Origin of the sequence: Actinoplanes teichomyceticus ATCC 31121 (genome assembly GCF_003711105.1) — a bacterium.
GTDB classification, from domain to species: domain Bacteria; phylum Actinomycetota; class Actinomycetes; order Mycobacteriales; family Micromonosporaceae; genus Actinoplanes; species Actinoplanes teichomyceticus.
Window position 1 is genome coordinate 3,026,229 of the sequence record NZ_CP023865.1, and the last position, 25,608, is coordinate 3,051,836.

Consider the following 25,608-nt stretch of genomic DNA (forward strand, 5'->3'; position numbering starts at 1 on the left):
GCCCGCCGGTCGCGGCCGGTGGGCGGCTCGGAAAGTGTCGCAGGGGCGGCCTAGAGTCGTCGGCGTGCCGAACCTGCTGCCCACCGCCGAGCCGGGCGTCCGCGTCCTGCACGGTTTCGTCTCCCGCGACGGCGGGCTGAACCTGTGGGCCGAGGGCGGCACGCCGACCGTCGGGCCGGCGGGTGGCCGCGGGGCCCCGTGGCACCCGTTCGCGGTGCCGGCCGGTGAGCTGCCGCCCGGTGAGCGGCGCGGGCCCGCGCTGCTGATGCTGCCCTCCACCGGGGCCGGCCCGCTGCCGTCGCCGCAGGTCGGCGTGCCACCCCGGCGCGGAGTGCGGCGGGCGCGGGTGTGGCGGGTGCCGGCCGTCGGCGTGCCGTTCCTCGACGCCGACCTGGCAGCCGAGTTCGACGGGCGGATCTCGCCGGGGGTCCGCTGGATGATCGAGCTGTGCGGGTTCGCCGCGAGCCTGGTGCGGCGCGGCCGGGTGCTGCCCGGCGTGCGCCTCGACGGCGCGCGCCCGGTGGCGTGCTGGCGGCCGGTGCTGATCGGCGCCGACGCGGCCCGGCACGGCACGCTGCTGGAGCGGATGCCGCCCGCCTGCCGGGCGGACACGTCCGGCCCCGGTCCATCGGTGCGCCGCCCCGGCGCGGGCCCCGCGGGATCGGCGGGGGAGCTGCTCACCGCCGCGCTGGAGCGGCTGGTCGACGGCCTGGCCCGGACCCGGCTGGCCGAGGCCGGGGTGACCCTGGCTGGGGACGGGTGGCTGGCCGCGCTGACCGGCGAGCCCGAGTTCGACGCCCCGACCGACCGGCTGGACGAGCTGATCCGCTCCCTCGACGGCTGGTTCGCCCAGGCCGCCCGCGGCTCCGAGGTGCGGGTCTGCTTCCGGCTGAGCGACCCGCGCGAGCACGAGCCGGTCCTGCCCGGCGACGTCCGGTTGCCGCACGACGCCTGGCGCCTGGAGTTCCTGCTGCAGGCCGCGGACGAGCCGAGCGTGCTGGTCCCGGCCGCCGACGTCTGGCGGGACCGGTTCACCCCGCTACGCCGCTGGACCTCCTATCCGCAGGAGCGGCTGCTCGCCGGACTGGGCCGCGCCGCCCGGCTCCACCCGGCGCTCGGCGAGGCGCTGCGCGAGGCACACCCGGCGGAGATGATCCTGGACACCGAGGGCGCGCACGGCTTCCTGCGCCACGCCGGGCTGCTGGCGGACGCCGGCTACGGCGTGCTGCTGCCGGCCTGGTGGCGGCGGCGCCCCGGGCTCGGTCTGTCGCTGCGGGTGCGCAGCCGGGAGCCGATCGCGCCGGTGCTGCGCGACCACGCCGCCGGGCTGCGTGACCTGGTCGACTACCGGTGGGGGCTGGCCCTCGGCGGGCGTACGCTCACCGAGGACGACCTGGCCGACCTGGCGCGGGCCAAGGTTCCGCTGGTCAAGCTGCGCGGGCGCTGGGTGTTCCTGGACCCGGAGCGGCTGGCCGCCGGGTTGGCCTTCCTGCGCCGGGGCGGCGGCACGATGACCGCCGGCGACGCGCTGCGGATGATCCGGCTGCTGCCGCCGGAGGAGCTGCCGCTGCCGGTCACCGACGCGCGCGGCGAGGGCTGGCTGGCCGGCCTGCTCAGCGGGGAGCTCGACGAGCGGCTGGAGCTGCTGGAGCCGCCCGGCGAGTTGCGGGCGGTGCTGCGGCCGTACCAGGTCCGGGGTTTCTCCTGGCTGGCCTTCATGGACTCGCTGGGCCTGGGCGCCTGCCTGGCCGACGACATGGGGCTGGGCAAGACGATCCAGCTGCTCACCCTGCTGCTGCATCGGCGGGACGGCCCGGCGTTGCTGGTCTGCCCGCTGTCGGTGCTGGGCAACTGGCAGCGGGAGGCGCAGCGGTTCGCGCCGGCCCTGCGGGTCCGGGTGCTGCACGGCGCCGACCGGGCCGATCCGGCGCGGCTCGCCGACGGAGCCGACCTGCTCCTGACGACGTATGCGACCGCGGTCCGCGACGCCGACGCGCTCGCCGCGGTGCAGTGGGACCGGGTGGTGCTCGACGAGGCGCAGCACATCAAGAACAGCGCGGGCGCGGCGGCCCGGGCGGTGCGGCGCTTCCCGGCCCGCAACCGGATCGCGCTGACCGGCACCCCGGTGGAGAACCGGCTGGCCGAGCTGTGGTCGATCCTGGACTTCGTCAATCCGGGCGTGCTGGCCTCCGCGCACACCTTCCGGGCCCGGTTCGCCGTCCCGATCGAGCGGTACTCCGACGAGGACGCCGCCGCCCGGCTGCGCCAGGCCACCCGCCCGTTCCTGCTGCGCCGCACCAAGGCCGACCCGGGCATCGCCGGTGACCTGCCCGCGAAACGGCACGTCCGGCACCTGTGCGGGATGACCACCGAGCAGGTCAGCCTCTACCGCGCCGTCCTCGACGAGCTGATGGAGCGCCTCGCCGAGCCGGGCGGCACCCGCGGCAAGGGGCTGGTGCTGGCCGCCATGACCAAGCTGAAACAGGTCTGCGTGCACCCGGCGCTGCTGCTCAAGGACGCGTCGCCGCTGCCCGGGCGATCCGGCAAAATCGACCGGCTGGAGGAGATCGTCGACCACGCTCTGGGCGGCGGCGAGAGCGTGCTGTGCTTCACCCAGTTCGCCCGGTTCGGCGGGATGCTCGCCCCGCACCTGGCCGCGCGCTTCGGGGTGCCGGTGCCGTTCCTGCACGGCGGCACGCCGCGCGGCGCCCGGGACGCGATGGTCGCCGAATTCCAGCAGGCCCAGCGGCCCGGCGTGTTCGTGCTGTCGCTGAAGGCGGGCGGTACCGGGCTGAACCTGACCGCCGCCAACCACGTCGTGCACCTCGACCGCTGGTGGAACCCGGCGACCGAGACGCAGGCCAGCGACCGTGCGTTCCGGATCGGGCAGCGCCGCGACGTGCACGTGCACACCCTGGTCTGTCTCGGCACCCTGGAGGAACGCATCGACCAGTTGCTGTCCGACAAGGGCGTGCTCGCCGAGCGGGTGGTCGGCTCCGGCGAGGGCTGGCTGACCGCGCTGTCCACCAACGAGTTGCGTGACCTGTTCGCGCTGGCCCCGGAGGCGATCGTTGACTGAGCCGGACACCGACTTCGCGCCCGCGTTCCTGGGCATGTTCGAGTCCCTGCGGATGGGCCCGACGTTCGCCCGTGGCCGGCGGGACGAGCGGGCCGGGCACGTCCGCAGCCTGACCGTCTCCAGCAGCCTGGCCGTCGCCCTGGTCCGTGGCCCGGACGACCCGGCCGCCTTCCGGGCCCGGATCGCGGTGCGTGCCTTCGGCGCGGCCGAGTGGGCGCGGGTGGAGTCGGTCCTGGTGAAGGAGGCCCGGTTCGTCGCCGGGCTGCTCGACGGGCGGATGCCGCCCGGGATCGAGTCGGTCTTCGCCGGCGCCGGGCTGACCCTGCTGCCGCTCTCGTTCGACGAGGTGGCGATGGACTGCACCTGCGAGCGCTGGCCGATGCCGTGCGTGCATCTGGCCGCGACGTGTTACGCGCTGGCCCGGGCGTTCCGGACCGACCCGTTCGAGGTGTTCGCCTGGCGCGGGCGGCACCGCGACGAGCTGCTGATGCGGCTGCGCCGGCTGCGTGAGGCGGCCGCGGCGCGCGACCCCGTGACCGATGCTGAAAGAACGGATGGCCGGGCGGAGACCGTACCGGAGCCGGACGCCCCGTCGATCGACCCGCAGGACCCGGAGGCCTTCTGGGGCAGCCGCCTCGACTTCAGCGAATCCGCAGGTCAGGAGCCATCCGGTGGGCGTTCCGACGCGCTGCTCGACCAGCTTGACCCGCCGCGACTCGACCACCTCGGGCAGCCGCTGACCGAGGTGCTCCGCCCGGCTTTCCGCGCCTTTTCGGACACGTCGGGGGTCGGTCGAAAGGACTAGATCCCGCGAAACGCCGGACCCGTTCGGACGACCGTGATGCGCTAAGTGCGTAATGACGTTATGTCCGAAAAGGTGTGACATGAACAAGGCACAGCGTTTCTTGGCGCTCGCCGGCATGGGTGTCGCCGCAGGCGCGATGATCGGCGTGAGCCCGGTGCAGGCCGCCCCGGCCGGCGCCTCGTCGGCCTCCGGCGGTGGCGCCGCCACCCGGGTGTCGGACTGGGGCGGCGATGCCGTCGTCGGCTACTACCGCACGGAGTGGGCGTGCGAGCGTGCCGGCTGGACCGGCCGGCGGTACGGCGCCTGGGACGCATACGACTGCAACCCCGTCCGCTACGGGTGGCGCGGCTGGGTCTTCCAGCTGGTCGTCCAGGAGGACGACTGGGAATGGAACGACTGGGACGGCCCGTGGCCGGGCGGCTGGCCGTACCGGCCGGACTACGCGGGCCGGCCCTACCACGGCCACGGTCATGGCGACCGGGACCGTGGCGACGACCGTGGCCACGGCGACCGGGGCCGCGACTGCGATGACCGCGGTCATGGCGCCGGCGACCGGGACCGCGGTGACTGGGACCGGGGCCGGGGCTGCGACGACCGCGGTCACGGTGCCGGCGACCGGGACCGCGGCGACCGGGACCGGGGTGACCGGGACCGGGGTCGGGACTGCGACGACCGTGGCCATGGTGCCGGGGACCGGGACCGGGGCCACGGCGACTGGGACCGTGACCGGGGCTGCGGCGACCAGGGCCGGGGCCACGGCGACTGGGACCGTGACCGGGACCGTGGCGACCGGGACCGGGGTGACCGGGACCGGGGTGACCGGGACCGGGGTGACCGGGACCGTGGCGACGACGACGGGCCGTGGGGCGGTCCGCTCGGCGCCTCGCACGACCAGCACGGCCCGAAGGGGATGCCCGGCCGCCCGCGCGGCGACCACGACACCAGGACCTGGCCGAAGCCGTAGATCACGACCGCCGGGAAACGCGGGCCGCACCCGTCACCGGGTGTGGCCCGCGATGGGCCTCACCAGGCCACGGAGGCGTAGTCCTTGAGGAAGCAGCCGTACACGTCCTCGCCCTGCTCGCCGCGCACGATCGGGTCGTACACCCGGGCCGCGCCGTCCACCAGGTCCAGCGGGGCGTGAAAACCCTCGTCGTGCAGCCGCATCTTGGTCGGGTGCGGCCGCTCGTCGGTGATCCAGCCGGTGTCGACGCTGGTCATCAGGATGCCGTCGGCGAACATGTCAGCCGCGCTGGTGCGGGTCAGCATGTTCAGCGCGGCCTTCGCCATGTTCGTGTGCGGGTGCCCGGCGCCCTTGTAGCCGCGGCTGAAGATGCCCTCCATGGCGGAGACGTTCACCACGTACCGCCGGGGGAACGGCGACGCGGTCATCGCCGCCCGCAGCCGGCTGACCAGGACGAACGGCGCGGTCACGTTGCACAGCTGCACCTCGAGCAGCTCCAGCGGGTCCACCTCGTGCACCCGGTCGCTCCAACTGTTGGTCGGCGTGGTGTCCGGCACCAGGCCGCCCGCGTCGATCTGCACCGACCGCGCGGTCAGCGCCAGCTCGGTGACCTGCTGCGGGGTCAGCGTCGTGGTCCCGGCGGTCAGCACCGCCGCCGGCGAGCTGCCGGCGCCGCCGAAGTACTCCAGCTCCGGCAGCTTCCCGCCGGGCAGCGGCTCGGCCTCGGCGGCCGCGATCGCCGAGTACGCCCCGGCCGTGCGCCGCACCGTCTGCGCCGCGTTGTTGATCAGGATGTCCAGCGGCCCGCGCGCCGCCACCGAGTCGGCCAGGCCCACCACCTGCGCCGGGTCACGCAGGTCGATCCCGACGATCCGCAGCCGGTGCAGCCATTCCGAGCTGTCCGGCATCGCGGTGAACCGGCGCACCGCGTCGTGCGGGAACCGCGTCGTGATCGTCAGGTCCGCGCCGTCACGCAGCAACCGCAGCGCGATGTACATGCCGATCTTGGCGCGGCCGCCGGTGAGCAGCGCCCGCCGCCCGGTCAGAACGGTCCGGGCCTCCCGGCGCGCATGGTTCAGCTTCGCGCAGTCCGGGCAGAGCTGGTGGTAGAACGCGTCCACCACGGTGTAGCGCTGCTTGCACACGTAACAGCCGCGCGCCTGCTTCAGGATCCCGGCCGTCGCGCCCGCCGTCGCGCTCTTCAGCGGGATGCCGGCGGTCTCGTCGTCGATCCGCCCCGGCGCCCCGGTCGCGGTCGCCGCGGTCACCGCCCGGTCGTTGGCGAGAACCGCCTGCCGGCGATCCCTGCGCCGCTGCAGCTTCGCGGTCTTGAACAGCCCGGCCGTCGCGCGCCGCACCCGTACCGCGTCCGGATGCTCCACCGGCAGAGCCTCCACCTCGGCCAGGACGGCGAGGCAGACCGCCAGGCGGTCCGGGTCCACGCCCACGGTCGGGTCACTGCCGGTCATTCGTGATTTCTCCTTCTCGGCCGAACTGTCGCCAGGCACTGTATTACCTCGCGGTCCTATCGGCCGCCGCGCGCGTCCGGCAAGGGGTCCGGGTCACCTCGCCTTCCGGTACGACGGGGGCGGGGTGCGTCCGTCGCGTGCTCCCGTCGCCGATGCGCGCCCCGCCGGGCTGGGGCGCGCATCGGCGGGTGCCGGTCACCGGGTCGGGTCCGGGTCGCTGTCGTGGCCGGCGCGTTGGTCCGTGGGGCGGTCCGGTGCGGCCGGGTCGTCGGTGCCCGGACGCGGGCGTCGCGGCCCGGGGGAGTGGTCGGCGAGCGTCGCCGGGCGCCGTCCGGCCGCCGGTGGCCGGCCACCGCTCAGCCAGTCGTCCAGCGTCTGCGGCCGGGGTGCCGCCGAGCTGACCGGCTCGTCGCCGGTGGGCTGGTCCTGCGGGTTCGATGGACGCGGTGTGGCCGCGCTGGCGGGCCGGTCCGCCCCGAGGTGCGGGGCCGCGCTGACGGGCCGGTCCGCCCCGGGGTGCGGGGCCGCGCTGGCGGGCCGGTCCGCCCCGGGGTGCGGGGCCGCGCTGGCGGGCCGGTCCGCCCCGAGGTGCGGGGCCGCGCTGACGGGCCGGTCCGCCTCGGGGTGCGGGGCCGCCGAGCTGACCGGGCGGTTGTCGCCGGGCCAGTCCGCTAGGCTCCGTGGCCGGGATGCGGGCGAGCTGACCGGGCGGTCGTCGCCGGCCGGCCGGTCGCCGAGGCTCTGCGGGCGGCCCGGCGCCGGGCTGCCGTGCAGCCACTCGTCCAGCGTCTGCGGGCGCCGCGCCGGCGAGGAACTGACCGGCACCGAACTGACCGGAGGCAGGTCACCCAGCGTCTGCGGGCGGGGTGCCGGGGCCGGGTCGGCTGATCGGGTGGGCGTGGTGCCGTGCAGCCACTCGTCCAGGGTCTGCGGCCGTGGCCGGGAAGCGGGCGCGCTGACCGGTGCGGCCGTCGGCTCGACCTCCTCGGCCGTCGGCTCGACCTCCTCGGCGTCCGCCTCGTTCGACGCCGCCGGTCGGGCCTTCGGGTCTGCTTCCGTACCCGGTTCGGTTCCGGCGTCCGCCGCCGCGTCGGGCTCCGTGCGCTCCTCGGCGGGGGTCGCTTCCGCCGACTCCGTCTCACTCTCGGCCGGCGCTTCGGTCGTGACCTGCGGAGTTTCGTCCGGTGCGAGGTCAGCCGCAGGGCTGGTTGCCGCTCGGGGTGACTCCTCGGCCGTCGCCGGGTCGCCCGGAAGTCGGTCGCCGGCCGTGGTCGCGGTCGCCCCGGGGTCGCCGGTGGTGGTCGCGGTGGCCTTGGGGTCGCCGGTGGTGGTCGCGGTGGCCTCGGGATCGCCGGGCGTGGTCGCGGTGGCCGACTCGGCGTCGCTCGTGCCTTTCGCAGCTGGCGAAGGATCAGTCTCGGTCACCGGCTCCGGGGACCGCGGCCCGGTGGCCGACTCCTCCGCGGCGCCGGGGTGAGCCCGGCGCCGGGATGGAGCGGGCAGGTCGCCCAGGGTCGCCGGGCGGTTCGGGCGGGTGGCGGGAACACCGGGCGGCTGCGCACGATCCGCGTCAGCAGGGCCGGTGGGATAGTCTCCGGGCCCGTCATCGTCTCCGGGCCCGTCATCGACGGCGGGACCGGCATCGACGGCGGGCGACCCGAGATCGGCGGGTGCCCGCTCCTCGGCTTTCGGGGTGATCCGGTGCTCGCCCGTGGCATCGGTCGCGGTCCCGGCGAGAACCGGTTCGGCATCGGCCGGCTCCGGCGCAGCCGGGGCGTCAGCCGTGTCCCCGGAGCCGGAGAGCCACGTGAAATCCGAGCCGACCGGAGCGCCCGGAGCCCGGACGATTCCCGCGATACGGGGGTCCGACATCCAGGTGAAGGCGTCCGCCACCTCAGCGGGGATCGCACTGACCGGCGCGACCTCGGGCACGAGGACATGTTCCGCCGCGCCCGTGTCGACGCTCGCCCGGTCGGATCCGGCCACCCGCTCGGTATCGGGGCCGGGGTGGTGCGGGTCGGTGGACGCGCTGTCAGTACCGGCCTGTTCCACCTCACCGGTCCCGGAGGTGCTCGGACCCGCAGCCGCGACGGCGGGATCGGCCGGTTCTCCGGACGCGTTGCCGGAGTGGGGCATGTCGCCGGAGCTCGGAGCAGAGGTCGTCGCTGTCGCGGCGATGTCCTCGCGGTCCCCCTTCGGTGCGTCAGGATCCAGGGATTCGTCTGCCGGCGTTGCGGGCTCCGCCGACGGTGCGGTGTCCTCGGGGGTTGTGGCGTCCGCTGATGGTGCGGTGTCCTCGGACGGTGCGGGCTCCGGCCGGGTGGCTCCGGTGGTGCTCGCGGCTTCCGGTGGCCGTGTGGCGTCCGCCGCCGGCGCGGTTGTGGCTTCGCTGTCAGCGTCCGCCGGGGAGTCAGCGTCCGCCGGGGAGTCAGCGGCCGGCTGCTCGGCGTCGCTGGTACCGGCAGGCACCTCGACGGCGGTTCGGTAGATGGGGAGCACCTGGGTGGCGTCCGAGGTGATCAGCGCGGCGTCGGCGTTTTCGTCCTGACCGCCGTTCGCGATCTGCGCCACGTCCGGGCTCGGCTGAGCCGCCGCCGATGGACCGTCGGCGGGATCCTGGAGGAACGGCGCCGGGAAGGCGTCCGCCGGCCCGGGCTCCGGCTCCGGCCCGGGCTCCGGCTCCGGCCCGGGCTCCGGCTCCGGCCCGGGCTCCGGGTCCGGCTCCGACTCCGGGTCGGAAGGCTGGCGGGCGGTTGTGGGTTCGCTGGAGAGCGAGGTGGGGGGCTCCGCGGCGAGCCCGTTGAGGCTGTACGCCGACGCGGTCTCGGCGAACAGCGGCGGTGCCTCCTCCGGCGGCGCGGTGCCGGTGCCGATGGCGGCCGACGCCGCGGCCTCCGAGTAGATCGGGAGAACCTGGGTCAGGTCGGCCGTGCCCGGCTCGGCGGGGTGCGGCGCGGTCACTCCCGCCGCACCCGGGGTGGCGGCCGGAGCCGGTACGCCCGCACCGGTGATCACCGGCATGACCTGCGTCCGGTCGGATGCCGCCGTCGCCGCCGCGTCGTCGGCGACAGCGGCCGGGGACGAGGCGCCAGCGGACGCCTCCGGGACGTCGGTGGCCACGGCCGGGGTGTCGTCCGACGAGCGGGCCGCGACAGCGGATGCCGCCGGGTGAGCGGCGACGGCCGGAGGCTCATCCGGCCCCGCCGACACCGAACCGCCCGGTTCCTCCGCGTCGTCCGCCGCATGGTCCGTTACGCCGGGCTCGTCGCCGGCCGGGGGCGGTGTGCTCAGCGAGTCTTGCCCGGCGGCGATGACCGGAAGAACCTGAGTGCGGTCCGAGGCTCCGACGATGTCGTCCGCACCCGCCCGCGACTGACCGGAAACGATCCCCTCACCGTCGGAGCGACCGTCATCACCCGCGCCCACCTCCGGCGCGGACCCCGCCTGCGGAGACAGCCCCGATCCGGCCGAGGAACCCGCCCCCGGCGAGGAGGTCGGGCCGCCCGCCGCGGAAGCGACCGGGGACGACGGCGCGACCGAGGAGGACCGAGCGGCGGCATCCGTGGTGGCGGGAGCGGCGGCCGAAGAGGGCCCGGCCGCATCCGTGGCGGAGGCGGCCTCATCAGCCGTCTCACCAGCGGACTCCTCACCCCAGACGATGATCGAGGTCTCGTCCGGCGCGGTGACCAGCTGCTCCTGCCCAGAGCCGAGCACCGGCAGCACGGTCGTCACCGCGTCCGGCCCGGTGAGCGGCGACCGCGCCGGACGCTCCGCCGCGCCGGGCAGCTCCAGCACTTCGGTCTCCGCGTCGGCGACCCGTGGCGTCCGGCCGGCGCCCGCCAACTCCGGCGCGCCGGAGCCCGCCGCCGCGCCGGTGTCCTCGAGCTCGGCGCTCTCCAGCCGCTCCTCACCGGCGTGTTCGGCGAGGCCGGCCCGCTCCTGCAGCCGCCGCAGCGGCCCGGGCGCCCACCAGGCCGCGTTCCCGAACAGGGCCAGCACCGCCGGCACCAGCAGCATGCGGACGACGGTGGCGTCCAGCACCAGCGCGATGATCATGCCGACGCCGACGAAGCGCATCGTGGTCACGGTGGACAAAGCGAACGCCCCGGTGACCACGATGAGCAGCAGGGCGGCCGCGCTGATCACGCGTCCGGTCCGGGTCAGGCCGGTGGTGACCGCCTCGGCGGTGCTGGCTCCCCGGGTCCGCGCCTCCACCATCCGCGACAGCAGGAACACCTCGTAGTCGGTGGACAGGCCGAACACCACGGCGGCCATCAGCACCACGATCCCGGCCTCCAGCGGGGCCGGCGTGACGTGCAGCAGGCCCGCCCCGTGGCCCTCCTGGAACAGCCAGACGAGCACGCCGAACGTGGCGCTGAGGCTGAGTCCGCTCATCACCACCGCCTTGATCGGCAGCAGGACGGATCCGAAGGCGAGGAACATCAGCAGCAGGGTGGCGCCGGTGAGCAGCCCGATCATCAGCGGCAGCCGGTCGCCGATCGCGTGCAGGCTGTCGACGTTGCGGGCGGTGACGCCGCCGACCAGGATCTGGCCGCCGGCCGGTGGCTGGAGCGCGCGGATGTCGTCGACCACTCGCCGGGCCGTGGAGCTGAACGAGTCGGTGCTGCTCAGCGCGGCGTTGAAGACGGTGACGCCCGCCCCGGCCCCGGCCGGGGTGACCGCGGCGACCCCGGGGATCTTCGCGAGCCGCGCGGCGACGTCGTTCGGCCTGCCGCGCACGACGACCTGCACGCCGTCGCTGCTGAACTGCGGGTATGAGGTCTTGAGGGTCTCCACGGCCACCCGGGACGGGTCGCCGGCGGGCAGCATCCGCTCGTCGTTCTCGCCGAACCGGACGTCGCCGATCGGCAGCGCCAGCGCGATCAACCCGGCCAGGATCGGCAGGACGACCAGCACCGGGCGGCGCAGCACGAATCCGGCGAGCCGGTGCCAGCCGCCGCCGTCCTCGCGGGGACCGCGCCGGCCGGGCAGCCGGACCGGCAGCTTGTCGACGCGCGGGCCGAGGACGGCCAGGATCGCCGGGAGCAGCGTGAGCGACAGGAGCATGGCGAGGAAGACGGCGGCGAGGCCGCCGTACGCCAGGGATTTGAGGAAACCCTGCGGGAACAACAGCAGGCCGGCGAGGGCGGTCATCAGCAGGGTCGCGGAGAAGAGCACGGTACGGCCGGCGGTGGCGACGGTACGGCGTACCGCCTCGGCCGAGGCGTGCCCACCGGCCTGCTCCTCGCGGAAGCGGCCCACCATGAACAGGCCGTAGTCGATGGCCATGCCGAGCCCGAGCAGGCTGGCCACGTTGACCGCGAACGAGTTGACCTCGTGGGCGAGCGCGATGGCGTGCAGCACGCCGAGCGCGCCGAGGACCGCGCACCCGCCGACGAGCACCGGCAGTGACGCGGCGACCAGCGAGCCGAAGATGAACAGCAGCAGGAGCAGCACCACCGGCATCGAGACCATCTCGGCGAAGGCGAGGTCGTCGGTGGAGCGCTGGTTGGAGGTGTGCGCGAGCGGGATGCCACCGGCCAGTTGAACGGTGGCGCCGTCGACGGCGAACCGGTCATCGATGTCGTCGTACGCATCGAGTTTGGCCGCGTCGTCGGCGCCGGCCAGGGTGATCACCGCGACCGCGCTGGACCGGTCCTCGGCGGCGTAGGCCGCGTTCCGGGAGTCCCAGTACGACGTGGTGGCCACGACCGCCGACTCCGGCAGCGACGACAGCCGTTCCCGGATGCGCCCGGCCAGCCCGGCGTCGTTGATCGTGGTGCCGGTGGCGGGGGTGTAGATGGCGATGACGTCACCGCCCCGGCCGCCGACCGCCTCCGCGACCAGGTCGGCGGCGCGTGCCGACTCGCTCGTCGGATCGGCGTAGCCGCCCTCGGTGAGCTGTCCGAAAACGCCCATGCCCCAGACTCCGGCGCCGAGGACCGTCACCAGCGTGACGACCAGCACCTGCCACCGGAGGCGGGCGACCCGCGATCCCCAGCCCGCGAACACCCTGTTCCCCTTTCCCGGTAACGGCCGAGCCGCCCACCGGTTAGTCGTGCGATGCCAGAAAAGAGCCGTGCGAAAGTGCCTAGGAGAGGGTCGCGGCCTGCAGCGCGACCCCACCGCAGTCCGCGCCGTACGACTTCTCGGTGATCCACTCGATGGAGATCTTGCCAGGCCCGGTGGCGCGGTAGTCGACGGTGTATTTCCGGGTGGCCAGCGAGCCGCCGCGCTGGGTGAGGCGTACGGTCACCGGCTCTCCGCCGGTGCTCAGCCGCAGCGTGAGCCGCCCCTGGGCCCGGGCGGCGCCGAGGTAGAGCCGCATCGTGTGCAGGTCGGTGGTGGCCGGCGCGGACAGGGTGAAGCCGTTGCCGGTCCCGCAGGTACGGATGCCGCTGGTGGTGCCGTCGTTGCCGGCCGCCGGGGTGCCGCCGGTCCAGCGGAAGCGCTCGGGACTGCTGGTGTGCCGGTAGCGGGGCGCGTCCGGGGTGCCCTCCAGGATGGCGAAGCCGCCCTCGGCGTCGCGCTCCAGAGCGTACGTGCCCTGCTCGCCCCAGTGCACCCAGTCGATCGTGCCGTCCTCGGCCAGGTCGACGGTGTCCGGCACGGAGCCGGCCTCGACGACGATCGAGTCGACCGGCGGCGGGCTGGTCGAGACCGACGGGCTGGGCAGCGGGATCGGCACCTGGGCCAGCGGCGGGTCGGTGACCGCGCCGATCGCCGGGGTCGTCTCCGGCGGCGCGTCGCCGGCTCGGATCGCGCGGGCGACCAGGCCGACGACGACCACGACCAGCACGCCGGCCAGGATCACCGCGGCCGGGCCGAGGTGGTCCCGCCAGCGTGGCGTGCCGGGGGCGAGCAGCACCTCCGGCACCTCGGGGCGGCGAGGGCGCAACGATTCTCCAGCGGGCGTGCGTGGATCGGACCAGGGCGGATGAAACGATCTCATCTCCGGCGCGGGCGGTGAAGGGCGGGTGCGGGGACGGCCCGTACGGTGGATCGTCGCCATCGGAGATTCGGCGGAGATTCTTCGCGCCTTTGCTCCCCGGTCCGAGTACCGTGTCCGGAGTTTCCGACTGAGCACGAGGAGCTTGACGGATGAGTGACCAGAGCAGACGCCGCAGCCAGGCGATCATGGGCGGCCTGGCCGGCGTGCTCGTCTTCGTGGTGCTGGCCATCGTGTTCTTCGTGGTGCGGTCCGGCGGCGACGACGAAAAGCAGCCCGCCGCGACCGGCACCGCCACCACCCAGGAGGCGGCGACCCCGTCGCCGGCCGGCTCGACGAGCGCGGCCGCCCAGCCGGACGCCGGCGCGCCGGCCGGCTCGCTGTCGCCGGAGCTGTCCAAGGAGCCGGACGTGCAGCCGGGCACCGGCGGCCCGCTCACCAAACTGGTGGTCACCGAGCTGGTGAAGGGCACCGGGCCGGTGGTCAAGGCCGGGCAGACGGTGACGTTCAACTACAAGCTCATCCCGTACAAGGGCGGCGAGGTGGTCGACTCGTCGTGGAGCCGCGGCCAGCCGTTCACCTCGCCGATCGGTGTGGGACAGCTGATCCAGGGCTGGGACCAGGGCATCCCGGGGCAGCGGGTGGGCAGCCGGCTGCAGCTGGACGTGCCGGCCGCGCTCGCCTACAAGGAGGAGGACCTGCGGTTCGTCGTCGACATCCTGGCCGCTCAGTGACCCCTCCCGCCGGGTCCCGGCCGGGACCCGGCGGGAGGCGTCTCACAGCTGCGCGACGACGACGTCGAGCTGGCGCGGCCGGCCGGCCGGGGCGGGTCGTTCCTCGACCGTGAATCCGAGGTCGCGCATGGCGGTGACCAGGTCGTCCACGCTCGCCGGCGCCGCGGCGCCGACCGCCAGCGCGCGTACCAGCCGGCCCTTGGTGGCCTTGTTGAAGTGGCTCACCACGGACCGCTTGGCCACCCCGCCGACCACGCGTTCGTGCAGCACCCGCAGGGCCGCGACGCGGCCCGCGGTCTCCGCGGGCGGCGTCCACATCGCCGCGTACGCGCCGGAGCGCAGGTCCAGCACCGGCCCGCCGGCGGCGGCCCGGTCGAGCGCCTTCTTCAGGTTCTTCTTCCAGTACGCGGTGAGCCCGCCGACCGGCGCCGGCAGCGTCACCCCGACCGAGCACCGGTACGCCGGGATCCGGTCCCCGAGCCGGACCACACCCCACAGCCCGGAGAACACCACGGCGGTCTCGGACAGCCACCTGCGTGCCGCGTCGTCGAGCGTCGCCGCGTCCAGCGCCTCGTACAGCACCCCGGTGTAGACCTCGGCGGCGGGCGCGGCCGGCGCCTCCGGCAGGGCCGCGTTGCGGGCGATCTCGCCGCGCTGCCCGTCGCTGAGCCCGAGCACGGCGAGCGAGTCGGCCACCGAGCGCGCGCTGCTCCGCCGGCACATCGCCACCAGCCTGGTCAGCACCCTGGTGCGTGCGGCGCCCAGCTCGGGCAGCCACAGGTCGGTGACGTCCACCGGGTCACCGGAGGTGGCGGGCGTCTTGCCCTCGGACGGCGGCAGCAGGATCAGCACGCGGCGAGACTAGCCGTCACCGGGCCGCGGACCGGGCCGCCCTCGCCGGTGTGCCGCGTTCGTCACGCCCGGGTATCCCGACGTGCGGCACCGCGCACCGTGCCGGCCGCCCTCGCGGTGTTCCGCTCAGGTACCGCCGGCCGCGCTCGCCGGTTCCGCTCAGGCGGCGCCGGGCAGGATCGAGCTGACCATCCGGTGCACGGTCTCCTCGGCGGGCGGGTCGCCGGTGCGGTCGGCGAACAGCAGGTGGCCGGTCCCGATCAGCATGGCGGCCAGCGTCTCCACCTGCGCGCCGGGCGGGATCCGGCCCAGTTCCCGCTCGGCGGCGAGGTAGTCGGCGATCATCTCGGCCGCCTCGGTGAGCACCGGCACCCCGGCCGGCCAGGTGTGGCGCAGCCGGGCGCGCAGCTCGTCCCGGAAGGTGATCAGCGCGACGATCGCCACCGCGACCGAGCCGAAGACCGCGGTCAGGGCGGCGGTCAGGTTCCCGGCGACGGTGCCGGCGCCGGCCGCCGCACGCAGCGCGGCCGCCTCCGGATCGAGCCGCCTCGCCCGGTCGAGCACGTAGTCGGCGAGGAACGCGTCGAAGTCCTCGAAGTGCCGGTGCAGCACGCCCTTGGCGCAGCCGGCCTCGGTGGTCACCGCCCGGCTGGTCAGCCCGCTCGGCCCGGCGCGCAGCAGGATGCGGTCGGCGGCCTCGAACAACTGACGGCGTACGTCGCGGAGGGCGACCCCTGTCGGCACCGGCGTTCCCTTCTGCGTCCCACCTGCACCGATCAACCTACCCGGTTCCCGAATGGGCTATTGCCCACTAGAGTGGGCACATGCCCACTCAGCCCGCGCCGCACCGGTTCCGGCAGGCCGCCGAGTCGTTCGGCGTCGACCCCGAGCGGTATGACCGCACCCGCCCGCCCTACCCGGCCGCCCTGCTCGCCCGCATCCTGGACGCCACCCCGGGCCGCGCCGTGCTGAACCCCGGCTGCGGCACCGGCATCGAAGCCCGGCAGCTGCGCGCCGCCGGCTGCACCGTCGTCGGTGTCGAGCCGGACCCGCGGATGGCCGATTTCGCCCGCGCCACCGGCATCGACGTCGAGGTCGCCCGGTTCGAGGACTGGGACCCGGCCCGCCGCCGGTTCGACCTGGTCGCCGCCGGCACCGCCTGGCACTGGATCGACCCGGTCGCCGGCGCCGCCCGCGCGGCCCAGGCGCTGCGCCCGGGCGGCCGGCTGGCCCCGTTCTGGCACACCTTCCGGCTGCCGGACGAGGTGGCCGCCGCCTTCGGCGAGGTCTATCGGCGGCTGGTGCCCGACTCGCCGTTCCAGCCCGGGCCGCTGCCCGCCCCGCCGCCCCTGGAGGGCTACCAGCCGATCCTGACCAGGGCGGCGGACGGCATCCGCGCGGCCGGTGGCTTCGGCGAGCCGCAACAGTGGCACGTGGACTGGACGAGGACGTACACCCGGGACGAGTGGCTGGACCAGATGCCGACGTCCGGGGCGCTCACCCGGCTGCCGGCCGGGCAGCTCGCCCAGCTCGCCGAGGCGCTCGGCGCGGCGATCGACCGGATCGGCGGGAGCTTCATCATGGCGTACACCTCGGTCACCGTCACCGCGGTGCGCGACCGGTCCCGGGTCACGAGCTCGGCGGCACGGTGACGGTGGTCCGCACGGTGGCCCGGTTCAGGTCGTCCACCCGGATGGTGAAGGCCACCTCGTACGTCCCGGGCAGCGGGAACGACACCGAGCCCAGCGCGTGGTGCGGCGGGTTCAGCCCGAGCAGCGGCTCCCGCACCGCCTCCAGCCCCCGGCCGGCCGGCTGCGTGCTGATCTGCCACTCCGCGGGCGCCAGCGGCTTGCCCTCCGGGGTGTAGAGGAAGGCGTGCACGGTGTTGTACTCGCCCAGTTCCACCGGATAGATGTTGAACTGCAGCGCGTACAGCGGGCAGGTCAGCGTCTCGGAGACCCCGGCGCCGGTGACCGCCCCCGCCTTCGCCCCCGCGGTCCGGCCCGGATCCACCTGCACCAGGACCGCGCTCAACACCAGGATCACCGCGGTCGCCGCCACCTCGACACCCACCGTGCGGCGCAGCCCGCCGCCGCCCGCCGAGCGGCGCGCCAACCGGCGGGCGGCGGCCGCGGCGGCCAGCACCAGCGCCAGCACGCCCAGCTTGGCGAGCAGGAGCCGGCCGTACCCGGTCTGCACCAGCGCCGCCGGCGTGCCCACCTGCACCGCCGCCTGCACCGTGCCGGCCATCGCCAGCCAGACCACGGCCAGCGCGGCCCAGCGCGACCACACCGGCAGCAGCACCCCGAGCACCCGCCGGTCGGTGCCGCGCAGCAGGAACCCGAGCAGCGTGACGAGCCCGCCCAGCCAGATCGCCATCGCCGCCAGGTGCACCACCCCGACCGCGACGGTGACCGCCGGCAGCGGCGCGGCGACCGCGTGCCCGGTCAGCGGCCAGGTGGCCGCGGCGCCCAGCCCGAGCAGCGCCACCGCGGCGCCGCGCGCTCGGCCGCCCGTGCCGCGCAGCAGCGGCGGCAGCAGGATCGTGAGCAGCGCCAGCACGGCCAGCCGCGCCAGCAGGAGCAGACCGAACCGGCTGGTGGCGACCTCGCCCAGCTCCCCGGCGGTGACCTGCCAGAGCGGAGCGCCGCTGCCCTGCTGCGCCTGGGTGCCCAGCGCGCCCAGGGTGGCCACCGCGGTCAGCGCCACACCCAGCCACACCGTACGGATCGCCCCGGCCCGGGCGCGGCGGCGCGGCCAGAGCAGCGCCAGAAACATCGCCGGACCGGCGATCAGGGTCAGACCGGCGTACCCCAGCAGGCGCAGCGCCGGAACGGCGCCCGCCACCGACGGATGGGCGCCGGTGGTGGTCGCGGCCCGCGGCCGCGCCGACGGCGCGCCGACCGAGAAGGTGATCGCGCCGCCCACCGGGTGGCTGTCGGCCGAGATGACGCGATAACTGACCAGGTACGTCCCCAGCGGCCGCTTCGCCGTGCGGACCGGGATGTGCAGCACCGCGCCGCGCGCCGTGGCCGGCCCGGAGATCCGCTCGCCGTCCGGCGCGAGCACCTGCACGTTCCCGCCGACGGCACGGACCGCCTCGCTGAAGGTGACCGTGACCTCGGTCGGTGAGACGCCCACCACACTGCCCGGCGCGGGGCTCGACCCGACCGCCGCGGCGTGCGCCGACGCGGACTCCGGCGCCGCCAGCAGCACTCCCAGGACGATCAGGAGCAGCAACGCCAAGCGCGGAGATTTCCCGGTCACGGAGGATAGTTCGGATGGGGATGCGGAAAGGTTCAAGGCATCCTCCGGTCGATACGATCCGCGGAAACCTTTCAGGAGGCACGAATGTCCGTCCATGCCCGTGCCGGCGAGCCCGCCGAGCCGTCCGATCTGATCGACGTGCCCAGGGTCATCTCCCGGTACTACACCGAGCACCCGGACCCGGCGCAGGCCGGTCAGCGGGTCGCCTTCGGCACCTCCGGGCACCGCGGATCGAGCCTGCGCACCGCGTTCAACGAGGATCACATCGCGGCGACCAGCCAGGCGATCGTCGAGTACCGCCGCGAGCAGGGCACCGACGGACCGCTCTTCCTGGCCCGCGACACGCACGCGTTGAGCGAGCCGGCGATGATCACGGCGCTGGAGGTGTTCGCCGCCAACGACGTGACCACGCTGATCGACAGCCGCGACGGGTACACCCCGACGCCGGCGCTGTCGCACGCCATCCTGACCTACAACCGCTCGTCGACCCGGAACAAGGCGGACGGCGTGGTGGTCACCCCGTCGCACAACCCGCCGGACGACGGCGGCTTCAAGTACAACCCGCCCAACGGCGGCCCAGCCGACACCGACGCCACCCGGTGGATCCAGGACCGGGCGAACGCGCTGATCGCCGCCGGGATGAAGGACGTGCGCCGGGTCAGCGCCGCGCGGGCCCGCGAGTCGGCCACCGTCTCCGGGTACGACTTCCTCGCCACGTACGTCGACGACCTGCCCTCGGTGATCGACCTCGAGGCGATCCGGCGCGCCGGGGTGCGCATCGGCGCCGACCCGCTCGGCGGGGCCAGCGTCGCGTACTGGGGGGAGATCGCCGAGCGGCACGGGCTGGACCTGACCGTGGTCAACCCGGTCGTCGACCCGCGCTTCGGCTTCATGACGCTGGACTGGGACGGCAAGATCCGGATGGACTGCTCGTCGCCGTACGCGATGGCCTCGCTGATCGCGCAGAAGGACCGTTTCCAGATCGCCACCGGCAACGACGCGGACGCCGACCGGCACGGGATCGTCACCCCGGACGGCGGCCTGATGAACCCCAACCACTACCTCGCGGTCGCCATCGACTACCTGTACCGCAACCGGACCGGGTGGCCGGGCGCCGCGGGCATCGGCAAGACCCTGGTCTCCTCCTCGATGATCGACCGGGTGGCCGCGGATCTGGGCCGGCGCCTGATCGAGGTCCCGGTCGGCTTCAAGTGGTTCGTGCCCGGTCTGCTGGACGCCTCGATCGGGTTCGGCGGCGAGGAGAGCGCCGGCGCGTCGTTCCTGCGCCGCGACGGCGGGGTGTGGAGCACCGACAAGGACGGCATCCTGCTCGACCTGCTCGCCTCGGAGATCATCGCGACCACCGGCCGGACGCCGAGCGAGCACTACCGGGCGCTGGTGGAGCGCTTCGGCGACCCGGCCTACGCCCGCATCGACGCCCCGGCCACCCGCGAGGAGAAGGCCGTCCTGGGCAGGCTGTCGCCGGAGCAGGTGACCGCGAAGGAGCTGGCCGGCGAGCCGATCACCGCGGTGCTGACCAGTGCGCCCGGCAACGGCGCGGCGATCGGCGGCCTCAAGGTGGTGACCGGCTCCGGCTGGTTCGCCGCCCGCCCGTCCGGCACCGAGGACGTCTACAAGATCTACGCGGAGTCCTTCCACGGCCCGGACCACCTGGCCCGCATCCAGGAGGAGGCGCGTGCGGTGGTGTCCGCCGCGCTGCGCGGCTGAGCTGTCCGGCTCAGTTCCGGCGCCGCCCGGCCGACAGGTAAGCCGTCACGACATCGCCGGTAGGCAGGGAGCCGTACGAATCCGATGAGCGCGCGCGAGACCGCCGGTGACCGGCCACGTCCCGGCGGGCTCGCACCCGCCGCGGTGGCGCTCGCCGCCACCCTGGCGGTGGTGGGCTGGCTGCTGCTGGGCGCGCCCGGCAACCTCTACGTCGGATACGCCGGTGGCCCGATCGCGATGGCCGCCGCGGTCGTCGCCTGCTGGCAGGTCGGCTCGACGGCCCCGCTGCCCCGGGCGGTCCGCTCGTTCTGGCGGCAGCTGCGGTACGCCGGGGTGTTCCTGCTGATCTCCGCGGTGATCTCGCTGCTGCGGGCGAACAACAACACCGGCCTGTCGCCGTACGTCGGCCTGCCCATGCTGGCCGGCGTCGTGATCCTGATGGTCGCCATGCTGCGCCTGCCGTTCGGTGAGCGCACCGCGCTCGGCTGGCTCCGGGCGCTGCTCGACGGCGCCACCGTGGCCGTGGCCAGCACGCTGATCTTCTGGTACGTGGTGCTCGACCTGGCCCCGCCCGGCACCTCCCTGGTGGCCCGGATCGCCGCCGCGGTCGTCGGGGTCAGCGGCGTGCTGCTGCTGGTGGTGATCGGCAAGGCCGCCGCCGCCCCGTCCGCCGCGGTGCACCCGGCGTCGCTGCGCGTGCTCGCCGTCGCGCCGCTGGTCGACATGGCCGGCACCATCCTGCTCATCGCCGGGGAACAGCGGGGCCGGCTGACGCTGTCGGTGCTGGCCCTGCCGCTGGTCGCGCTCTCCATGGCGGTCTCGGCACATCTGCAGCGGCGCGAGCCCGGCGCGCCGGCGCAACCGGTCATCGGGGCAGCGCAGCGCTCGATCTTCAATCTGCTGCCGTTCATCGCGGTGACCGCGACCGCCGCCCTGGTGGTCAGCGTCAGCGCCCAGGAGATGAGCACCCGCCAGCGCACCGTGATCATCGGCGCGGTGCTGATCGCCGGGTTCGTGGTGGCCCGCCAGCTGCTCAGCCTGCACGAGAACAACATCGCCCTGCGCGGCATCCGCCGGCAGCAGGCCGAGCTGGAGCGGCTGGCGCTCAGCGACAACCTGACCGGGCTGCTCAACCGCACCGGATTCGGGATGGCCCTGGCCGAGCGGATCGATGAGCGGCTGCCGGCCACCGCGCTGCTGATCGACATCGACGACTTCAAGATGATCAACGACACGCTCGGCCCGGCCGCCGGTGACCAGTTGCTCTACCACCTCGGACAGCGGCTGCGCGAGCACTGCCGGCCCGGTGAGCCGGCCGCGCGGCTCGGCGGCGACGAGTACGCCGTGCTGCTGCCGACCGACGACCCGGTGGTGGCCGAGGCCGCGACCGCCCGGTTGCTGGCCGGGCTGGGCGAGCCGTTCCGGATCGGCGACCAGCAGCTTCTGTTGCACGCCAGCGCCGGCATCGCGGTCGCGGCCGACGGCGAGAGCGCCGACGAGGTGCAGCGCAACGCGGACATCGCGATGTACGCGGCGAAGGAGTCCGGCAAGGCCTCCTGGGTGCGTTTCGAGCCGCGGATGCGCCAGGACATGACGCTGCACGCCCGGCTGGCCGGCGAGCTGCACGACGCGATCGTGCAGGGCCAGCTGCGGCTGGTCTACCAGCCGGTGTTCGACCTGGAGACCGGGGCCCTGCACGGCGCCGAGGCGCTGGTGCGCTGGCGGCACCCGACCCGCGGGTTCGTCTCGCCCGGCGACTTCATCCCGGTCGCCGAGCGCTCCGGCCTGATCGTCCCGCTCGGCTCCTGGGTGCTGCGCGAGGCGTGCGAGCAGCTGGCCCGCTGGCGGGCCGCGTTCGGCCCGGGCGCGATCGAGGCGATCAACGTCAACGTGGCGGTCCGGCAGTTGCGCGACGGCGGCTTCGTGGACGAGGTCGCGGCCGTGCTCAGCGAGACCGGCCTGACCTCCCGGAACCTGATCATCGAGGTGACCGAGTCGTCCGTGGTCGACGGCTGGCAGGTCCGCGAGACCCTGCAGGCGCTGCACGAGATGGGCGTCCGGCTGGCACTGGACGACTTCGGCACCGGGCAGTCGTCGCTGAGCCTGCTGCGGGCGTTCCCGGTGGACGTCCTCAAACTGGACAAGTCGTTCGTCGACGGCATCGCCGAGGGCGCCGACCGCGGCCGGCTCGCGGTGGCCGCGGCGGTCGCCCAGCTGGCGGAGTACCTGCAGCTCAAGGCGGTCGCCGAGGGGATCGAGAACGCGGAGCAGCTGGAGCGGCTGCGGGAGATGGGTTACCGGTACGGCCAGGGCTTTTTCATGGCGAAGCCGTTGCCGGCCGAGGAGTGCGGGAAGCTGATGTCCGCCCCGCCGGTCCAGGTGGGCGTCAGCTCCGCTTAGACCTTCCGGGGTGGTCGTTCCGGGTTGTGGTCAGCGCGCTGTGTGCCGGCTCGCGGCGGGGCTGGTGCGGGGTGGGGTCATGCGGTGCGGTCGGCAGGCCGGGTGCCGGCTCCCGGTGGGTGGCCGGCGTGAGTCCGGTGCGATCACGGCTGGCCGGTGACGGTGAGGGTGGACAGGCCGGCGACGGCGAGCAGGTCGACGCCGGCGTCCGCGCCGTTCCAGCCGTTGGCGGTGAACGACCGACCCGGCGCGATGCCCTGATGGGTCGTACCGCCCACGGTGACCCGGCCCGCCCCGGCCTGCACCCGGACCCGGACCGGGGTGGTCTCGGCCAGCCGTACCAGGAACTGGTCCACGCCACCGGTCATCCGCACCGGGAGCAGGCCGCGTGGCTCGGGCAGCGCGAGGTCGATGCGGCTCGCGCCGCCGTCGAGGTCGAGCGCGGCGAGATCAGCTTCGGTCAGATCGAGCCGGCTGTGCGCGGCGCCGCCGCTCATCCGCAGCGTCCAGCGCACCGCCGAGCTGAGCCGGATCGTCACGGTCGCCGAGCCGCCGCTGCCGTCCGAGCGCAGGCGCAGCCGGACGGCGCCGCCGTCCCGCTCGACAGCCGGGGTCAGGCCACTGCGCGCCGGGGTGCTGATGCGGAACAAATCGTCGCCGAGATCCCCGGTGCTCAGGTCGACCAGCGTGGCGCTGTCCAGCAGGTCGAAGGAGGCGGCGCCCAGGCCGGCGCGGGGCGCGGCCAGCCGGCCCGGCCCGGTGGTGGCGCCGGTCGCCGGGCCGGTGGTGGCGCCGGTCGCCGGGCCGGTGGTGGCGCCGGTCGCCGGGCCGGTGGTGGCGGCGGACGCCGGCGAGGACGCCGGATGCGCCCGCGGGATCAGCAGGACGGCTGCGACGACGCCGACGAGGGCGATCAACCCGGCGAGCACGGGCAGCAGCGGCTTGCGCCGCCGCGCGGCGGCGGGCACGGGTGCGAGGTCCGGCGGAGCGATCCAGCCGGGCATGGGGTACGCCGAGGTGAACCCGGGATCGTCGAACGGGTCGCTGGCGGGCGGGTACAGCGCTCCCGGCACGGGTGGCGATCCAGGGTCGGTGTCCTCCTCGGCGAAGGCGGCCGGATCGGGCGCCGGCCACCCGCTCGTCGGGTCGAGGCTCGAATCGCTGACCGGGCCGGCGGCCTGTGTCGCCCCGTCGGGTCCGGGCGCTGGGCCGGCGGTCCGTGTCGCCGTGTCGGGTCCGGGCGCGGAATCGGCGGCCTGTGTCGCCGTGTCCGATCCCGGCGCTGGGCCGGCGGTCCGTGTCGCCGCGTCGGGTTCGGGCGCTGAACCGGCGGCGGGCGCCGGCTCGGCGGGGCCGGGGACCGGGATTGCTGCCGGCGGGGGGAGCGCCGGCTCGGCGGCGGATGGTCCGGGTGCGGGCCGTCCCGGAGCGGCCGGGAGCGGGTGGCTGCCCGGGGCCGGCCGTACCGCCTGATCAGCTTCGGTCGGGGGATTGCCGGCCGGGTCCGTGCTCATCGCTCCTCCTGCGCCCGTGGTCCTCGTCCATGACTACGGGGCGCGGACGTTCGCGGATCGGCGTACCGGGGAGGAATGCCGCGCCGAAGCGGACCGGCCCCGGTCGCCTGCCGTGCCGGGCAGGCGACCGGGGCCGGTCTCACCGAGGTCGGATCAGGCGCTGACCTCGGCCCGGTCCTCGGTGGCCCACAGCGTGTGGAACGACCCCTCCCGGTCCACCCGGTGGTAGGTGTGCGCCCCGAAGAAGTCGCGCTGGCCCTGGATCAGCGCGGCCGGCAGGCGCTCGGCGCGCAGGCCGTCGTAGTACGCCAGCGCGGACGCGAAGCCGGGCGCCGGGATGCCCTGCTGCGCGGCCGTGACCACGACCCGCCGCCAGGCGTCCTGCGCGCCGCTGACGGCGTTCAGGAAGTAGTCGTCCACGAGCAGCGTCGACAGGTCCGGCTGCTTGTCGTACGCCTGCTTGATGAAGTCGAGGAACTTGGCGCGGATGATGCACCCGGCCCGCCAGATCTTGGCCATCGCGCCCGGGTCGATCTCCCAGCCGTACTCCTTGCTGGCGGCCTGGATCTGCTGGAAGCCCTGGGCGTACGCGACGATCTTGGAGGCGAACAGCGCCTGCTCGACGTCGGCGCGCAGGTCGCCGCCGACGTGCTCGGCGCCGGCCGACGGGCCCGGCAGGCCGGCGTCGGCGGCCGCCTTGCGCACGTCCGCGCCACCGGACAGGGCGCGGGCGAACACCGACTCGGCGATGCCGCTGACCGGCACCCCCAGGTCCAGCGCCGCCTGCACGGTCCAGCGGCCGGTGCCCTTCTGCTCGGCCTGGTCGAGGACCACGTCCACGAACGGCTTGCCGGTCCCGGCGTCGACCTGCTTGAGCACCTCGGCGGTGATCTCGATCAGGTACGACCCGAGCCGGCCGGAGTTCCACTCCGCGAACACGTCCGCGATCTGCTGCGGGGACAGCCCGCCGACCTGGCGGAGCAGGTCGTACGCCTCGGCGATGAGCTGCATGTCGGCGTACTCGATGCCGTTGTGCACCATCTTGACGAAGTGGCCGGCGCCGTCCGGGCCGACGTGCACGCAGCACGGCTCGCCGTCCACCTTGGCGGCGATGTCCTCGAGCAGCGGGCCGAGCGCCTCGTACGACTCCTTCGGCCCACCGGGCATGATGCTCGGGCCGTGCAGCGCGCCCTCCTCGCCCCCGGACACGCCGGCGCCGACGAAGTGCAGGCCCTTGGCCTTGAGCGCGGCCTCCCGGCGCCGGGTGTCCGCGTAGTGCGCGTTGCCCGCGTCGATCAGCATGTCGCCCTCCTCCAGGAGCGGGGCGAACTCGTCGATCACGGCATCGGTGGCCGGGCCGGCCTTCACCATGATGACCACCCGGCGCGGGCGCTCCAGGCTCGCCACGAACTGCTCGGCCGTCTCCGCGGGCAGGAACGTGCCCTCGTGGCCGAACTCCTCGACCAGCTCCTTGGTCCGGCCGTAGGACCGGTTGTGCACCGCCACGGTGTGGCCGTGCCGAGCGAAGTTACGGGCCAGGTTGCGGCCCATCACCGCAAGGCCGGTGACTCCGATCTGCGCCTTCTGCGACATCCCTACGTCCCTCCTCGTTACCGGGCCGTGACGGGCCCCGCGGTCTTTTCTACGCGATCGGGCGGCTGGAAGTTCGATCACGTCCACGTGGTGAGCAGCCCGGCCGTGCCGGGTGACCCGTGTCCTTTCATGATCGACGCCGGGGTGGCGTCCGGCCGCCGAAACGCCGGGGCGGGGCGGACGCCGGGGAGATCCGTGCGGCGGTACGCTTCCAGCCATGCCGAACCGGACCGTGCCGTCATCCGGTCGGTGCT

Annotated in this window: 15 protein-coding genes; 7 read left to right on the plus strand and 8 right to left on the minus strand. The window is 74.8% G+C overall.

The genetic code is table 11. From position 1 onward, the window contains the following. The first annotated feature begins 64 nt into the window (after positions 1-64). From ACTEI_RS13555 to ACTEI_RS36945, 3 genes are all read left to right on the plus strand, one after another. Positions 65-3,079 (plus strand): DEAD/DEAH box helicase, encoded by a 3,015-nt coding sequence (locus tag ACTEI_RS13555; RefSeq protein ID WP_239082593.1) that lies wholly within the window; start codon positions 65-67, stop codon positions 3,077-3,079. Continuing rightward, positions 3,072-3,884: an SWIM zinc finger family protein gene (locus ACTEI_RS13560; RefSeq protein ID WP_239082592.1), complete on the plus strand. Its 813-nt coding sequence runs from the start codon at positions 3,072-3,074 to the stop codon at positions 3,882-3,884. Before ACTEI_RS13555 ends, ACTEI_RS13560 begins: the two co-directional genes overlap by 8 nt. A 79-nt stretch (positions 3,885-3,963) precedes the next feature. After that, entirely contained in the window at positions 3,964-4,848 is an 885-nt protein-coding gene (locus tag ACTEI_RS36945) for a hypothetical protein (RefSeq protein ID WP_164465939.1), read from the plus strand. Between the two features lie 59 nt (positions 4,849-4,907). Here the strand turns inward: ACTEI_RS36945 and ACTEI_RS13570 are convergent, their stop codons facing one another. The 3 genes from ACTEI_RS13570 to ACTEI_RS13590 form a co-directional block, all read right to left on the minus strand. Next, positions 4,908-6,317, minus strand: coding sequence for an SDR family oxidoreductase (locus ACTEI_RS13570; protein ID WP_122977989.1), 1,410 nt, complete (start codon positions 6,315-6,317; stop codon positions 4,908-4,910). A gap of 195 nt (positions 6,318-6,512) precedes the next feature. Further along, entirely contained in the window at positions 6,513-12,329 is a 5,817-nt protein-coding gene (locus ACTEI_RS38270) for an MMPL family transporter (protein WP_244940680.1), read from the minus strand. 79 nt (positions 12,330-12,408) lie between these two features. Then, entirely contained in the window at positions 12,409-13,215 is an 807-nt protein-coding gene (locus ACTEI_RS13590; protein WP_239082590.1) for a hypothetical protein, read from the minus strand. A gap of 203 nt (positions 13,216-13,418) precedes the next feature. Between ACTEI_RS13590 and ACTEI_RS13595 the strand changes: the two genes are divergently transcribed. Further along, complete coding sequence (locus ACTEI_RS13595; protein WP_122977990.1) at positions 13,419-14,000, plus strand: FKBP-type peptidyl-prolyl cis-trans isomerase; 582 nt, start codon at positions 13,419-13,421, stop codon at positions 13,998-14,000. Between the two features lie 42 nt (positions 14,001-14,042). Here the strand turns inward: ACTEI_RS13595 and yaaA are convergent, their stop codons facing one another. Together yaaA and ACTEI_RS13605 are read right to left on the minus strand one after the other, a co-directional pair. Continuing rightward, a complete protein-coding gene (gene yaaA, locus ACTEI_RS13600; RefSeq protein WP_122977991.1) occupies positions 14,043-14,852 on the minus strand; it encodes a peroxide stress protein YaaA in 810 nt (269 codons plus the stop codon). A 159-nt stretch (positions 14,853-15,011) separates the two neighbouring features. Continuing rightward, complete coding sequence (locus tag ACTEI_RS13605) at positions 15,012-15,596, minus strand: TetR/AcrR family transcriptional regulator (protein ID WP_122977992.1); 585 nt, start codon at positions 15,594-15,596, stop codon at positions 15,012-15,014. Positions 15,597-15,676: 80 nt separating this feature from the next. On the opposite strand from ACTEI_RS13605, the gene ACTEI_RS13610 reads away from it, so the two are divergent. Further along, a complete protein-coding gene (locus ACTEI_RS13610) occupies positions 15,677-16,504 on the plus strand; it encodes a class I SAM-dependent methyltransferase (protein ID WP_122977993.1) in 828 nt (275 codons plus the stop codon). Here the strand turns inward: ACTEI_RS13610 and ACTEI_RS13615 are convergent. After that, entirely contained in the window at positions 16,482-18,098 is a 1,617-nt protein-coding gene (locus ACTEI_RS13615) for a copper resistance CopC/CopD family protein (protein WP_122977994.1), read from the minus strand. The two genes, ACTEI_RS13610 and ACTEI_RS13615, sit on opposite strands and share 23 nt — an antisense overlap. Positions 18,099-18,203: 105 nt before the next feature. Here ACTEI_RS13615 and pgm point away from each other — a divergent pair, with 105 nt between their 5' ends. Continuing rightward, the gene (gene pgm, locus ACTEI_RS13620; protein WP_122977995.1) at positions 18,204-19,847 is read left to right on the plus strand and encodes a phosphoglucomutase (alpha-D-glucose-1,6-bisphosphate-dependent); all 1,644 of its coding nucleotides are present in this window, start codon (positions 18,204-18,206) and stop codon (positions 19,845-19,847) included. 84 nt (positions 19,848-19,931) lie between these two features. Further along, positions 19,932-22,247 carry a putative bifunctional diguanylate cyclase/phosphodiesterase gene (locus ACTEI_RS13625; RefSeq protein ID WP_122977996.1) on the plus strand — a complete coding sequence of 772 codons (2,316 nt, stop codon included), beginning with the start codon at positions 19,932-19,934 and terminating at the stop codon, positions 22,245-22,247. Positions 22,248-22,390: 143 nt separating this feature from the next. Here ACTEI_RS13625 and ACTEI_RS13630 read toward each other — a convergent pair whose 3' ends face one another. Further along, positions 22,391-23,320: a hypothetical protein gene (locus ACTEI_RS13630; protein ID WP_122977997.1), complete on the minus strand. Its 930-nt coding sequence runs from the start codon at positions 23,318-23,320 to the stop codon at positions 22,391-22,393. Between the two features lie 594 nt (positions 23,321-23,914). Next, positions 23,915-25,354 (minus strand): NADP-dependent phosphogluconate dehydrogenase, encoded by a 1,440-nt coding sequence (gndA, locus tag ACTEI_RS13635; protein ID WP_122977998.1) that lies wholly within the window; start codon positions 25,352-25,354, stop codon positions 23,915-23,917. Between the last annotated feature and the right edge of the window lie 254 nt (positions 25,355-25,608).